This is a genomic window from Tabrizicola fusiformis (genome assembly GCF_013328815.1).
GTDB lineage: Bacteria > Pseudomonadota > Alphaproteobacteria > Rhodobacterales > Rhodobacteraceae > Fuscibacter.
The window spans coordinates 35,276-49,842 of sequence record NZ_JABUHN010000001.1 but is presented as its reverse complement, the minus strand read 5'-3'; the positions used below and the strand labels follow the sequence as shown (position 1 = coordinate 49,842).

At 64.1% G+C, this 14,567-nt stretch carries 11 protein-coding genes; all 11 read right to left on the bottom strand.

Translation table 11 applies throughout. The features are described 5' to 3' along the window. Positions 1-3 precede the first annotated feature (3 nt). Complete coding sequence (gene tssG, locus HS053_RS00185) at positions 4-999, bottom strand: type VI secretion system baseplate subunit TssG (RefSeq protein ID WP_174209174.1); 996 nt, start codon at positions 997-999, stop codon at positions 4-6. Positions 1,000-1,007: 8 nt separating this feature from the next. Beyond that, on the bottom strand, positions 1,008-2,948 hold the full coding sequence (tssF, locus tag HS053_RS00180) for a type VI secretion system baseplate subunit TssF (protein WP_174209173.1): 1,941 nt from the start codon (positions 2,946-2,948) through the stop codon (positions 1,008-1,010). Next, positions 2,945-3,496 (bottom strand): GPW/gp25 family protein, encoded by a 552-nt coding sequence (locus HS053_RS00175; RefSeq protein WP_174209172.1) that lies wholly within the window; start codon positions 3,494-3,496, stop codon positions 2,945-2,947. The genes tssF and HS053_RS00175 overlap by 4 nt, the downstream gene beginning before the upstream one ends. Before the next feature lie 96 nt (positions 3,497-3,592). Beyond that, positions 3,593-4,081 carry an Hcp family type VI secretion system effector gene (locus tag HS053_RS00170; protein ID WP_174209171.1) on the bottom strand — a complete coding sequence of 163 codons (489 nt, stop codon included), beginning with the start codon at positions 4,079-4,081 and terminating at the stop codon, positions 3,593-3,595. A gap of 59 nt (positions 4,082-4,140) precedes the next feature. Continuing rightward, positions 4,141-5,631, bottom strand: a complete 1,491-nt coding sequence (gene tssC, locus HS053_RS00165) for a type VI secretion system contractile sheath large subunit (protein WP_174209170.1) — start codon at positions 5,629-5,631, stop codon at positions 4,141-4,143. Between the two features lie 60 nt (positions 5,632-5,691). Then, positions 5,692-6,216: a type VI secretion system contractile sheath small subunit gene (gene tssB, locus HS053_RS00160; protein ID WP_174209169.1), complete on the bottom strand. Its 525-nt coding sequence runs from the start codon at positions 6,214-6,216 to the stop codon at positions 5,692-5,694. Between the two features lie 87 nt (positions 6,217-6,303). Further along, positions 6,304-7,632: a type VI secretion system protein TssA gene (locus tag HS053_RS00155; protein ID WP_174209168.1), complete on the bottom strand. Its 1,329-nt coding sequence runs from the start codon at positions 7,630-7,632 to the stop codon at positions 6,304-6,306. Positions 7,633-7,830: 198 nt separating this feature from the next. Continuing rightward, positions 7,831-9,135: a type VI secretion system-associated FHA domain protein TagH gene (gene tagH, locus HS053_RS00150; RefSeq protein ID WP_174209167.1), complete on the bottom strand. Its 1,305-nt coding sequence runs from the start codon at positions 9,133-9,135 to the stop codon at positions 7,831-7,833. A gap of 100 nt (positions 9,136-9,235) precedes the next feature. Continuing rightward, positions 9,236-9,832, bottom strand: a complete 597-nt coding sequence (locus HS053_RS00145) for a DUF6931 family protein (protein ID WP_174209166.1) — start codon at positions 9,830-9,832, stop codon at positions 9,236-9,238. A 2-nt stretch (positions 9,833-9,834) separates the two neighbouring features. Next, the gene (locus HS053_RS00140) at positions 9,835-11,673 is read right to left on the bottom strand and encodes a type VI secretion system Vgr family protein (protein WP_174209165.1); all 1,839 of its coding nucleotides are present in this window, start codon (positions 11,671-11,673) and stop codon (positions 9,835-9,837) included. Positions 11,674-11,846: 173 nt separating this feature from the next. After that, positions 11,847-14,567: a serine/threonine-protein kinase gene (locus tag HS053_RS00135; protein WP_174209164.1), complete on the bottom strand. Its 2,721-nt coding sequence runs from the start codon at positions 14,565-14,567 to the stop codon at positions 11,847-11,849.

Sequence of the window (14,567 nt, the reverse complement as noted above, 5' to 3'; positions counted from 1 at the left end):
GAGTCACCTCGTCTGATGCTCGGACGAAAACACCGCATCGCTGCGGAAACTCCCCGGTTCCGCCGGGGGCGGTGAAATCCAGCCCGTCCAGCCCAGCGCCCCCGATTTGCCAAGGGCCATGCCGCGCACCTGATCGGCGGGCAGCGAAGGGGCAATCTCCACTTCAACCTCATGGCCAAGATAGCAGAAGAGCAACTCGGTCAGGCGGGCGAAATTTGATCCTCCGGGCAGAAAACTCTGATACTCGGCAATACTTTCGGTCCGCACACCGACGCGGATCTTTTCATTCACGCTTTGCACCCGCGCACCCAGCCGGCAATCGCGGCCCAGACTGGCCCCCGCCTGCCCCAGACGCGAGCGGTCCGAGGGTTCGAAGTTCAGCCAGGAGGGCACATTCTCTTCGATGGTGATCGAAACCCGGCACAGGTTTTCCAGCATCTGGCGCAGGCGCACCGGGCTTTTCACCCGCGACAGCGCCATGCCCGCGATGGGCAGCCGCGCCATGTCGGGCACCACACCCCGCCCCTTCAGCGCGGGCGAGGCAAGGCCCAGCCAAGCCCCGACATAGGTCTGAAAACGGTCATTATCGGGCCGGTCATATTGGGTGATGCCGCGGCTGTCAGACCAGGCGCGGAAGAACAACTGCTGAAAGCGGTTGGTAAAGATGTCGGCCAGCCGCACAAACGCCTCATCCCGGCGCAGATACCATTGCTGCACCTCGGCCGTCATGTTGATGGGCAGCGCCCCCTGCGGACCGAAATAGCCAAGGAAGTTCGAGCGGATACGCAACCGCCCATCCTCGCGCGGCTGCACCTGACTGACATTCGAGGCCGGGAAAGCCTGAAACGGCTCCTGCCCCAGACGAACCGCCTCATCGCGCAGCGACAGGTTGCGGCCAATGCGCGGCTTGTCCGGCTGGCCCCGCTCGATCTCACGCATAAGAGACAGGAACCCGAACTGCGTCGGGTCGTCCAGCAGCGCCTTGCGGCGGCGGGGCATCTCGCCGCTCACAACAGCGGCCCTTGTCCGGTGCGCGGTGGCCATGTCTTGATGACGCCCCGCTGATCGCTGCGGATCACAACCTGCGTGAAACTGTTGACCGAGGCATAATCGGCCAGAAACCTGTCCAGCACCGCGCCCAGCAGGAACACGCCCGAACCTTCAAACGCCCGTTCATCGAATTGCAACGTCACTTCGGTTCCGCGCGCCGCATGGTAACCGCCGCCGCGCCGGATGGTGCGCGTTACCGGCCGCGCCGACACGGCTTTGAGCCCCTGCAACTGCCGTTCGCTGATCTGGGCGGAAATGTCGGTGAAAAGCGACAGCATCTCGCGCAGCGCGGCGCCCTGATCGCGGCTGCCGCGATTATCAAGGCCCAGATAATTCAGCGTCAGATAACTCAGCAGCCGCCAATGCACCGGCCCAGCCGTGGCACGGTGCGGTGCGGCTTTCTCAAGCTCCACCACGCTTTCGCGCGGGTTGCTCGGCCCGGCGATGCAGCGCAGCGGCAGGTTGGTGTCGTCATTCATCCGAAAATCGGCCCCACCCTGCGCGATGGGCAGCGACTGCGCCAGATGTCGGTTTGAGCAGAGAAGCTTGATCTGCAACCGCTTCACCCGCTCTTCGCTGTCCAGATGGCCGGGTTCGTAAATCGAGATCATCGTCTCGGTTCCCGAATAGCCCTGCACCTTGCCGAACCGTTTCTCCTTGGCCGACAACCGCCGCGGCCGCTGGCGGGCGGTATAGAACAGCGCCTCACGCGGCTGGATCACATCGGACGGCAGACCATACAGAGGATGCACCGGCACCTTGGTTTTCACATCGGCGAAATAGGCGAAAACCTCGCGGATGCGATGCACCTCGTAATGCGAGGCGGGACTGCTGTCGGCCTGCACCAGAAATTCGTGCCGCAGCGTGTCCAGCTTTACGGTCGAGCAGTTCTCCTCGAACAGGTTCACCGCCGGCGCGGCATGCAGGCGGAAATTCTCGGTGGTGATGCGGGCCGGCAGGTTGGGCCGCATATTCTCCATCTCGATCAGCACGTCAAAGCTGCTGCCATTCACCCGGGGCAGGACCGCCGACAGACCGCCCAACCGGAAGCCAAGGAATTTCTGCGGAAACAGAAAGAACTCGCGCAACAGGGTAAAGCCGCGAAAAACACGGGTATCCTCGGCAAAGATCGCCTCGTCATCGTCAAAGCCGATCTGCCCGATGGCATCGGGCGGCAGCGCCATGAAAACCGGATCGCCCCGTGCATCCAGCCAGCGCAGGGTGACGCGGCTGACGCTGGTGAACAACTGTTCATATACGGCAATCATCTCCGCCGGATCGCCCACCAGATGCACCGGCAGACTGTCAAGCTTGAGCGGGGCAATGGGCTTGCCCGGTGCCCCCTCGGCTGCCCCCGCCGTCGCCGGACGCTGGAAGGACAGGATAAGCCCGCCCGCCGTGCCACGCCCGACATCCAGCCCCATCGCCTGAAAGGCCGTCGCCCCCGCCACGAACCGCGCCGCCTGCAAGCGCAGCGGCCAGACCCGCAATTCCGACGAGAGCCGGAACCGGCAGGAAATCCGCTGATCGCGGTCCACATAGCGCGCGTCCAGATAGGAACCGGGGGCAAAGCCCTTGCCCTTCTCCAGCTCGTCATCGGCGAAATTCGGTTCGGCCTGCACCAGAATGGCCGCCGGCGTGGGCGCCATGAAATTCGGCAGAAGCTGATCCAGCATCTCGGCGGTGAAGGTCTCGAACTCGGTATCCAGCTTGAGCTGGACCCGCGCGGCCATGAAGGCCGCCCCCTCCAGAAGGCCCGCGACCGCCGGGTCGAGATTGTCCTGCGTCAGCCCGCCCAGACGCTCGGCAATGCCCGGATAATCCTCGGCAAATTCCTTGGCGCCCTCATACAGAAGCGCAAGCTCGCGGTTGAAGGCATCGACGAAATCGCGGTTCATCCGCGCACCGTCAGGTTCGACAGGGCCACCTTGCCGGCCCCGGTGTCGATCTCGGCCACGAATTCCAAGGGCACATCCACAGGCTTGGCCGCCATCTCGGCGGTGATGTCAAAGGCAACATGGTGGCTGCGGCCACTGGTGCTGCGCAGCTTGACCACCAGCGTTTCGGGCACCAGCCGCGGTTCATGCGCCAACAGCGACCGCTTGAGATCCTGCGCCAGCTTGGTGCGGCGGCTGTCATCAACGGTCAGGTGGGTCAGATCGGACATGCCATAGTTCAGGATCGACCGTTTCACATGGTCGAACCCGTCCAGCGATTGCGCCGAGTCCAGATTGATGGTGGCCATCAGATTGGCCAGATCCTGCGCCAGATTCTCGCGCAGCGTGGCCTGCCCCGCACCTTCGCGCCGCTCAAGGCTGCGCACCGAAAGAACGCGCCCATCTTCGGTCACTTCACTGGTCGCCTTGCGGGCATCACGTTCCCGCGCGGCGTTGCGGAAGACGTTCATGAGCGAGATCTGGAAGTAGCCGTCGCTGCGCTCTTTCATCGTCGGTTCAGCTTTCTTCCGGGTCGTCCGCCTTGGTCATTTCATGCCCAAACCGGGCGCGACAGGCGCGCCCGGCTGGAATGTCTGCCCCGAATATCAGCCCACCGGGCCGACCGAGATGTCATACTCGACCGGAACCTTGGACTGGCCGGCGCCCTTGCCGTCCTGGACGGTGTAGGTCATCTTGAACTTCTTGAAGTTCAGAGCCAGGTTTTCGAAAATCCGGTCATCGTTGCCCGAGCCGCCGCCGGTCTGGTACATCGAGATGATGACCTCTTCCAGCTCGATGATCAGATAGTCCAAGGGCTTGCCGCCGGTCACCTTGCGGACGGTGATCTTGCCCTTGTCAAAGTGCTTGCCGTCAAGCAGCGCCTTGTAGAGAACCGGGGTGGACTTATCCATATATTTGGAAAAGCTGATGTCGCCGACATTGGCCTGACCCGAGCCGCCGCCCGTGCCATGCTGGCGGGTGGCCGACTGCGACGAGGCCCAGCTGTAGCTGAGCAGGTCAATCTTGCCGACAAAGCCGGACTTTTGCGACTCGCCCTCGACGGCGTCCATTTCCAGGAAGATTTCTACAGCCATTTCTGTGACTCCTATGTCAATCAATTGCACCCCGGGGACCGCCCCCGGAGTTGGTTAAGTCATTTCGCGCCCGGAAGCTTGGAGACCAGGCTCATCCCGATATCCATGCCTTCCAGCTGGAAGTGCGGGCGCAGGAAGAACTTGCCGACGTAATAGCCGGGGTTCTCTTCGTCCGCGATCACCTCCACCTTGGCCGCCGCCAGAGGCAGAAGTGCCTTGTCACGCTCCGACGCATTCGCGGGGGAGCCGTGAACATAGCCGCTGATCCAGCCCTGCAATTCACGCTGCAGCTGGTCGCGTTCCTTGTTCGACCCGATCATGTCGCGCACCATGCACTTCAGATAGTGGCTGAAGCGCGACACGGCGAAGATGTAGGGCAGACGCGACGACACATTGTCCGAGGCGGTCGCCTGTTCGTCCTGATACTTCTTCGGGCGATAGAGGGTCTGCGCGCCGATAAAGGCGGCGCGGTCGGTATTCTTGCGATGAATCAGGCTGATAAGGCCCGATTTGGAAAGCTCGCCCTCGCGCCGGTCGCTGATGGCGAACTCGGTCGGGCATTTCATGTCGGTCGAACCGTCGCCGGTGTCGAAGTTGTGGACCGGCAGGTTCGTCACTTCGCCGCCCGACTGCACACCGCGGATCTGCACGGTCCAGCCATATTCCTTGTGGGCGCGGTTGATGTTCACCGCCATGGCATGGGCGGCATTCATCCAAGCGTAATGCTTGCCTTCGTGACCGTCGGTGGCTTCTTCAAAGTTGAACTCGTCAACCGGCTCGCCGTTCTGACCATAGGGCGAACGCGACAGGACGCGCGGCAGGGTGATGGCCAGATAGCGCGAGTTTTCGCTGTCGCGCAGGCTGTTCCAGCCGGCATAGTCAGGCGTGTCGAACACCGTCGAAAGGTCGCGCGGATTGCCCAGCTCGTTCCAGCTATCCATGCCCAAGAGCGTGGGTGCCGCGGCCGAGATGAAGGGCGCATGGGCCGAAGCGGCGATCTTGCCAAGGTCGCGCAGCAGGCGCACATCCGACGACGAATGATCGAAGTAGAAATCGCCGATCAGCGCGCCAAAGGGCTGGCCGCCCAATTGGCCGAATTCGGCTTCGTAGATCTTCTTGAACAGCGGCGACTGATCCCATTTGGCGCCCGGGAACATGCGCAGCTCGCGGTCCAGTTCGGACTTCGAGATGTTCATGACCTGCACCTTGAGCGAGGCATCGGTCTCAGAATTGTTCACCGTATAGGCCAGCCCGCGCCACGAGCTTTCCAGCTTCTGATATTCGGGATGGTGGATGATCTCGTTCACCTGCGCCGAAAGCTTGGCGTCCAGCTTGGCGATCATCGCGTCGATCGTGTCGAGGATGTCGTCGGCGACGAGGCTGTCATCCGACAGCGCCTCGCGCACCAGAGTCGAGACGGCATTATCAATTTCTTTGGCCGCGGTGTCGCTGCGCGGTTTGAAGTTCTGTTTGAGGATCGCCGAAAACTCGTCGAGTTCGGCCAGTGCCCCTGCGCCACCACCGGCGCCCCGTTCCAGTTCAGTTGCCATATTCTTTATCCAGATGTGAGTGTTGGCTTCCCCTCCGGCCCCTGTGGGCCGGGCGCCTGATCATTCGGTTTCGCCGTCCTTGGCCCCTGCCTTGCGCTCGGAAAGCGCGGCCATCAGCGCCGGGTCTTGCAACAACTGCTTCAACTGGTCCTGCGCCGCCGATTTGCCGTTCATGAAGCGTTGCAGGTTCGCCAGTTGCTGGCGCGCTTCCAGAAGCGTGGCCAGCGCGGGCACCTGACGGGCAATCTCACCGGGGCTGAGGTCGGCCATCTTCGAGAAATTCAGGCTGACCGAAAGCTTGCCCCCCGCTTCCGGGTCCAGCGTGTTGTTCACGTTCAGCGCGAGACCCGGCTGGATGCTGGCCATATAGTCATCCAGATTGTCCTGGCTGACCTGCGTGAACTCACGCTCGGCCACCGGAAGCTTTTCCACCTTCGAGGCATTGCCCGAAAGGTCGGACATGACCCCCATGACGAAGGGCAGTTCGACCTGCTTGTTCGCCTCGATGGGGTCGGCGTAAGAAATCTGCACACGCGGCGGGCGATTGCGCTTGATGAAACCCGTTGCGGAATCCGAAGTTGCCATGAAATTCTCCCTTCTATTTTTCTTGATGGAAGCCGCAACGGGGCAAACGAGTCAACAGGATTGAACAGGGGTGGCCCGGGGGCCGGATCAGGTGGGGCTGGGCGGAAGCAACTCGCGCACCAGAGAATGAAAATCTTTGGTCAGGAAATTCCGGGCCTTGAACAAAAGGATCGGAATCGGGCTTGCAGGTTCACGCTGGCGGAAGAAATCTTCAATCTGTTTCAGCACGATCCCGGCATGTTCGCGCGAAACGATGACCGGCGGTTCGGCGTCGCCTTCCTGCCATTCGTCCAGCGCCTCGGCGCCCGGGATGCCGGCCTGAGTCGCCAGTTCGCGCATCCGATACATCGACAGCGAGAACCCCTGTTCGGTGCCGAAATTCAGCACGGCGTAATTGGCGTTTTGCTCCAGCAGCGCGTCAATCGCCTCCGACAGCGGACGGCCGATCAGGATGCGCGACTGGGTGACAAGGATCAGCGCCAGCGACGACGGCTCGGTCGAGACGAAATAGGATTCCAGCGCCTTGAGCGCGCGGTAGGCGGCACGGTGGTCGGCGATATCGCCGACAACGGCCGTCATGGTGATGGTCTGGCCCGCAGCACCGCCGCTGGCCGGCACCTCCCCCCCCTCGACGCCTTCGGCGAACGCGCCGTCTTCGGCGGTTTCCTCGGCCGGGACGCCGGCAAGATCGGGACGCGCGGTTTCGACCAGCAGGATGAAATCACCCAGCTTGTCCAAGAGCTTGTCAAAGCGCGGCGTGCAGGGTTGTGCCGCGCGCTGGCAGATCGTGGTGACCTCTTTCAGCCCGTCGCGTAGCGCGATCAGTTGCGCATAAAGCGCATCCACCGCCGCGATATTCTCAGACGAACCCAGCGCCGTGGTTGCCAGACCGGCATCGCCCGGCTCTTCGCCCTCGCGCAGGGTGATCTTGCCGCTGCCGGTGCCATAGGGCCGGAAGATGATGTCACCCGAACGGCGGTCGGTGATCAGCGCGGCATAGTCCAGCGGCGCCAGAACGGTGGGCTGCGCGTTCAGCTCTTCCAGCGCATTCTGCCGTTCCACCGGGTCACGGGGGTGAATGTCGTCGGGCCATGTCCGCACCAGCGCGATCATGCCCTGCACCGCCTCGGCCCAGCCCTTGAACCGACCGGCAAGGATCTGGAACTTTGCCTCGATCCCGACCAGCCGTAGGTCGCGGGTCTGCTTCAGAAGCGCGTCGATCTGCGCTGTCTCGCCCCGGTGATCGACCGATTTCGGATCGAACAGCGTGCCCGTCGCCAGCTTGAAATAGCTGGAGGGGAAGCGGTCATCGACGTTGAAGTAATAGTCCACGAACTCCGGCTCATCCACCGCGAGCAGGTCTTCGCCACAGGGGGCGTCTGGCGAAACAGGTTTCAGAAGATCGTCGAGTTTCATGGCGATACCCTCTCACGCCCCCCCGAAGCTGCGGCGCATGGGCCGGGCAGCTCGGGGTTTCGCGGATGCGACCACCCATAGGGGCAGAGGCAGCGGGCAGGCCATTGGAACACCTCGAAGGAATAACTTGTCAGTGAGCCTAGCCGCCGCTTTCCGCCCGGTCAATCTGCGCCCAAGGCCCAGAAGGATATCCTTACCTTACCCGCCCGTCTTCTTGACAGCCACGTCATAGGCATCCGCGAAATAGGCCAGGAACACGTCCAGCATCCCGTTTTCATAGGGGTGGGTCTTGGCGTCCCAACGCTCGACGAAAATCTCCCAGGCATTGGCCTTTTTCGACGACATCAGCCCGCCCGAAGCCCGCTCTTCGATCGACTCGGGGCTGAGGTCTTCCAGAAGCCGCGCCAGCGCCGGTTGCATCGCGGCATAGACCGCCGTCTGGTGCCGCTTGATGTCGTCAAACCCCTGCTGAAAGCTGGCGGTCGAGGTCAGATAGCTGTCCGAGCGTTGCGCGAACATGGTCTGCATCGCCTCGGCGGCATTGGGCTTGAACTTCAGCGGGCTGTTGTTCACCCCGCCGATCATGGTGCGGCTGGCGGATTTGACGAATTGCTTGGCGGCTGCGCGGGCGCCCAGAAGGGCCATCAGCTCTTCGGTGGCAATCCGCAGGCATTTGCCGATCTCTTCACCCAGTTTCAGCGGATCGACGGCGCCCAGGCTGCCCTCGGGCAGGCCCGCACCGCGGCAGATCGCATCCAGAAGGGCCGCGGCATCGCCGCTGGCCACAGGGGCCGCCGCGACGGGGGCAGCAGGCGGCAACGGCGTGGCCACCGGCTGCGGCCGGGGGGCAAAGGGTTCGGGGGCGGGCATCATCGGTGCGGCGGCGGCACCGCCAAGGCCCGGCGGCACCGGGGCGACAGGCGGCGGCGCAGCGGGCGTTGGCGCCGGGCGCGGCGCCTCGATGAAACTGTCGCCATATTGCCCGGCAAGCGGCGTCGGCGCCCGGTTCGGCGCCGGCATCGCCGTGGGCATCGGCGCAGGGTTGGGCACCATGCTCCACGGGTCCGCGGCCGCCTGCGGCGGGGCGGTCGGCGTGCTGAAAGGCTGCGGCGCGAAACCGGGCTGCGCGCCAAAGGGCGATACCGCCGCCGCACCGAAGGCCGGCCCCGGTGCCGCCGCCTGCGCCGGTTCGCTGATCAGCACCCGGATGATGTAATGACCAACCTGAAGCCGGTCGTTATGCGCCAGCAGATGCGGCGACGAAACCCGCAGCGTCTGGCCATAGACATAGGTGCCATTGGCCGACAGATCGTTGAGCCAGAATTGCCGGTCGCGGAAAGCCACCTCGAAATGCCGCGAAGAGATGCGGCGGTTCGGATCGGGCAGGGTCCAGTCCATCTCGCTGCCGCGCCCGGCCTCGAACCCGCGGCCATTGGCCGAAAACTCCAAAGGCCCGCCGTCTGGCAGGCTGTCATAGTTCTCGATCTTGCAGGTGATCTTCATACTGCCCGGGTCCGCTCGTCCCTCTTGTGCCACAATGGCAGAGGGCGAAGCAAGACACCACACGGCACGGCGATTCTGTTCAAGAGGCAAGTGCCCCTGTTCACGGGCTTTTTGCCAGCACTTCCGCCATACCGACATAATGGTCGATCATCCGGCGCCGCAGATCCAGCGGAACCCGCGCCAGCGCCGAATTGATCCCCGCATTCAGCGCCTGTCCCGTGGCACCCACCGGCGGCGGCACCGGCGGCAACCCCCGCCCCGAGATCGAGCCCCCGGACCAGCCGGTGCCCAGCGCCAGCCAGACACCCGGACCATGAACCGCCGCGCGCAGGCCGGCCTCTAGCGCGGCATAACGGCTGTCATCATCCTGTTCGGCCACCCATGCCGCGATCAGCGCCATCATCTCACGGTCCTGATCGGTCAGAAGCTCGGGCGTGGCTTTGAGGCATTCATGCCCCCACCAGACCGCATGGCGCGCCATCAGCGCAAAGGCCATGAAGGTCAGCGCCTCTTCCGGGGTGCTGCCCTGCAACAACTGCCGCAGGAAATCCATGCAATGCTGCGAGGGCTGCGGCCGCGCCAGCACCAGATTGGCAATGGCAGGCACGCTGTCGAACAAGTCCCGGGCCACCTGCACCCGCAGGCCCGGCGCGGGCTCTGTCGTCTTGGGTGCGTGGGTGTCGGTCCTTGTGGTCATGATCACGAATTGATGCGGACGATGGCAGACTGGATGGCGAAATCGACCGTCGCCCCATGATCCGCCTTCAGCGCGGCGGTCTTGAGCAGGGCGGTGGCCGAGACTTCGACACTGGTCGAAGTAATGGTGATCTTCTCCGGTGTCATGGTGATTTTCGAGGTGCCGCAAACCAGTTCGATCTTGGTCGCCGCCTCGATCTTCACATCGGCGGTGGACGAGGCCAGTTTCGAGGTCTTGGTCACCGTCACCGTGCTGTTGCCAGAGATGTTGGTGGTCTGGTTGCCGCCCACCTTCTTGGTGTTGTCCACCTTGATGTCGGTCACCGCGTTGTTCAGCACCGTCGAAGAGAAGTCCTTCTGCGAATGCAGGGTAAACTTCTCGCTGCCCGAGGTGTCGTCAAACGACAATTCGTTGTAACCCGAGCCGCCCATCGACGTGGTCTTGATGCCACTGACCGCCTTCTTGCCCGGCAGCGACCATGGCGGCATGTTCTGGGCATTGTAGACGCAGCCGGTGATCATCGGGTGATCCACGTCGCCGTTGATGAACTGGACAATGACCTCCATCCCTGCGCGCGGGATAAAGACCGTGCCCCAGGTGTTGCCCGCCCACATCTGCGCCACCCGGCAGGGCACCGATTCCGTCGCATCCAGATCCCAGGGGAAGGTCACCCGCACCCGGCCATATTCATCGACCACATTCTCGGCCCCGGTCGAAACCACCGCCACCTGCGGCCCATACATCCGCGGCCGCGAAGTGACGCGCGACGGCGCCACCGGATGATCGGCCTTGGTCAGGATGTAATCGCCGGAATAGCCGCGCCCGGCCCGGCCGCCACCGCTGCGATAGCTGTTCGAGGTGTAGTGATGGCTGGCTTGCAACACCGCGTATGTGCCATTCAGATCGCCCTCGGCGGCCCCGACGACATTGCAGCGCAGCCCGGCGCCCAGGCCGGGGGCAAAGCCCGAGGTCCGCACAACCCGGTCATTGGTCCGCAGCGCATCGACGCGCCGCTGGGCAAGGGTGCGGCCCGCTCCGGTATCGGGATAGCCGCCGGGATATTCGTAAACCTCATAGGCCGCACCCTGATAGCTGCGGCTGTGCGAGGTGCTGACCTCCATATTGGCGCTGGGCGTGGTGAAGTTGTAATCCATCATCCGCAACCCGCCCGAGGTCACCTGCCGCTGATCGGCCATCACCTCGAAGGTCTGTCGGTGCGAGATGCTGGCCCGGTCGGTCGGGTTGAACTTCACATCGCCGCCGGCACACATGTCGAAACTGTCCGCACTCTTGGTCAGCACGACAAAATGACCGCCATCATCCATTTTCACATGAAAGTTGATCCCGAATTCCTCCAGCAGGCGCCGGACGAAGGTCAGGTCACTTTCATTGAACTGGATGGTGTATTCCATCACTGGATAGGATTCACCCGTCAGCTCCAGATAGCCCGCGCCCGGCAGGCCCGAATACTCGCCATAGAAATGCTCAAAAATCTGGATCACGGTCATCTGGTGGAACGTGCGCGAGTTGATGCGGCGCTCCAGCATGGCAAACCAAGGGCGCAGCTCGAACTCATAGACGTGGCCATTCTGCTCGTGCCCGGCATAACGGGCCGAATAGACGATCTGGTGGAAGTGGCGCGTTACCCCGCCAAGATCGACATCGACCTGCATCTGCTTGCCCAGCAGATCGTCAATCTGCACGGGCTCGAACGAATGGGCCCGGACACGGAACTGGTTAAGGTCGTTGACATATTCAACGCCCGAAAAATCCAGCAGCGTCAGAATGTCATTGCCGAGGGGGGTCCTCAGTTGCGAGATGCGCCCACTCTGGGAATTCATCGAAGACATGCGTTTACCGCTTTCGAGCAAACTGGGTCAAAAGGCATCAAGGGGACGGACCAGCCGCCCATAATACGCACAAGGTTACATGTGCGCCGTTGCCCATGCAACAAAGCGATGCCCCGGACAAGCCGCGCGACAGGTCGGAATTCTGACCCTGCGCGACCCATCGCCTAGTTCTCCAGCCGGAAGAAGCCCAGACCAAGGGCCGGGTCGGTTTCGGATGCCTCCAGACGTTCTCCCACGAATTCAGCAAGTTGTTTGACGATCACATTGCGCTTGATCCCCTCCAGCGCCTGCGCCAGCGCCTCATCCCCGATCACCAGCAGCAAAAGCTGCGGCGAGGGCGGGGCGCCCTCTTTCAGCTTGGGCGCGAACTTGAACCGCATGGTTCCATCCTCGCCCGGGGTCACCCATTTGTTGACATTGGTCGCGCCACCCGCGCCGTTGACCAGAAACAGGGTAAAGGGACGGCCATTGATGCCGGTGATGGTGCCCTCGGCCGAGGTGCCGCTTTTCACCACGCCCGAGGGCGCGTCCAGCGTGACAGAGACGGTCGCCATCGCCTTGTTCGCCACCACGAACTCCAGCGCGGCGCATTGCTCTTCGTTGACAAGGGCCACCGTGACATCCGGCGTCAGCCCGGTTGCCGCAGCCCAATCCGCCGAAAGCTTTTCCAAAGGCGCGGTATCGGCGGCAAAGCCCTGCAAGCGGAAGCCTTCGGCCCGCGCCTCAAGCACGTTGACCGCAACACAGGCCGGCAAGGCATAGCCATCGACGAAAGCTTGCTGCCGCGCCACCGGATCGGCGGCAAGGGCATCGGCCTTGGCCTTTTCCTCGGCGGCGCGGGCGGCTTCGGCTTCGGTCACTGCCTTGGCCGCCTGACCGGCAAGCGCGGCAGCCTCGGCGGCTTGGGTGGCGGCGGCATCGGCAGCGGCCTGATCGGCTTCGGCAGCGGCCAGAGCCTCGGCCAGGGCTTTTTCCGCCTCGGGCTGATCCTTGACGGTTTCGCCCAGCGCGCGGATGTCACGCACCGCACCCGTGGCAGCCGCCTGCGCGGCCTCGGCGCGGTCAGCGGCGCTGACGGCAGTATCGGTCAGCGCCAGCGCCGCCGCGCCATCGGCGGCGGTCGCAATATCGGCAGCGGCCTTTTGCGCCTCGGCCAGGGCATTCTCGGCAATGCCGCGCGCCGCATCGGCACCTTCGGCCTTGGCCTTGGCCCCCTCGACGGCGGCCTTCGCAGCGGCTTCGGCATTGGCGGCAGCGGCGGCCAGAGCCTCGGCTTCTGCCTTGGCCTTGGCTTCCGCTTCGGCATCGGCTTTGGCCTTGGCTTCGGCATCTGCCGCAGCCTGTGCATCGGCCTTGGCGTCCGCCGCAGCCTGCGCATCCGCAGCCGCCTTGGCATCGGCAGCGGCCTGCGCGTCGGCGGCAGCTTTGGCCTCTGCCGCAGCCTGTGCTTCGGCTGCCGCCTTGGCCTCTGCCTCGGCAGCGGCAGGGTCAACCGCCGGCTCTTTTGGCGCTTCCGGCGCGGGGTCGGTCTTGACGACCACCTCCGGCCCCGGCGGCTTGGGATCGAACACCCCGGCGACCCAGGCCCCTCCGGCCCCGCCCAGCACGGCGAGCAAAACCAGAACCGTGATCAGCCCGCCCTTTCCGTTCTTGACCGGCACCACCGGCGCAGGATCGGCCTGCGGCGGGCGCGGCGCCTGTGCCGCGGGCGCCCCGAAGGGACTGGCATCCTCGGGCTCTTCCGGCGGGGCGTAAAGCGGCGCGGCTGTCACCGCCGGATGCGGCGCGATCACCGTCGCCCCATCGGGCGGGGCCGTCGCCTGCGCCGGACGATCCCAGCCGGTCACCTGCGCCACGGGGGCGGCGGTCTGTTGCGGGGGCGGGGCTGTCGGCACCGGGGGCTGGGAAACCGGCGCCGCCGTCATCACCGGCAAAGGCTCGATCACCGTGCGGTTGGGGTCGGGCGCGGGCGGCTCGGGTGCCTTGGCCTGCGGGATCAGCGCCGGGTTCTCCAGCGCGGCAATGACCTTGGCCATGCTTTCCACCCGCAGCGCCGGATCGGGCTGCAACATCCATGTCAGAAGCGGCACCAGCTCGGGGTCCACCCCGTCCAGCGCGGGCACCGTGGCCCGCTTGCCTACGGCATCGACGATCGACGCCCCCATCTGCAAGACCTTGCCCCGGCTGGCCGCCGCCGTGATCAGCGCGAGTGAATAGATGTCCGACCGGCCATCGACCACCCCGCCATAGGCGCCCAACTGCTCGGGCGAGACCCAGTTGAACTTGCCCGCGAACTGCCCGCCGAGCAGCGTGCCCGAGCCGAAGGAACTGCTTTTCGCAATGCCAAAGTCGATCAGCTTGGCATGTTCGACCGAGTCTTCTTCCAAAATCACGTTGTCGGGCGATAGGTCGCGGTGAACCACGCCCGCCCGGTGGGCCTTGTCCAGACCCGAAGCGACGCGGCGCAGCATCACCTTGACCTGATCCACCGGCATCGGCCCCTGCTCCACCCGGTCGGCCAAGGGCAGACCCGAGACGAACTCCATCACCATGCAGGGCCGCCCGATGGTCGGGTCATTGGTGAAGACGTGATAGCGCACGATGGCTTCGTGGCTCAGCCGCGACAGGACCGTCGATTCCTTCTGGAACAGCGCCACGATCTTGGGATCATGCGCGAGGCTGGGCAGCACGATCTTGATCGCCACCGGCTCGCCGTTGTGGATGTTCCGCCCGCGGTAGACTTCGCCCATGCCGCCGGAATTGATGATCTTCTCGATCTCGTAGGTGCCCATGATCAGGGTGCCCGCGGTGACCGTGGTGGAGACCTTCTGCGGACCCGGAACCGGGCCGCCTGCCGAGGTGGTGGGGGGGGTGTCGTCACTCAT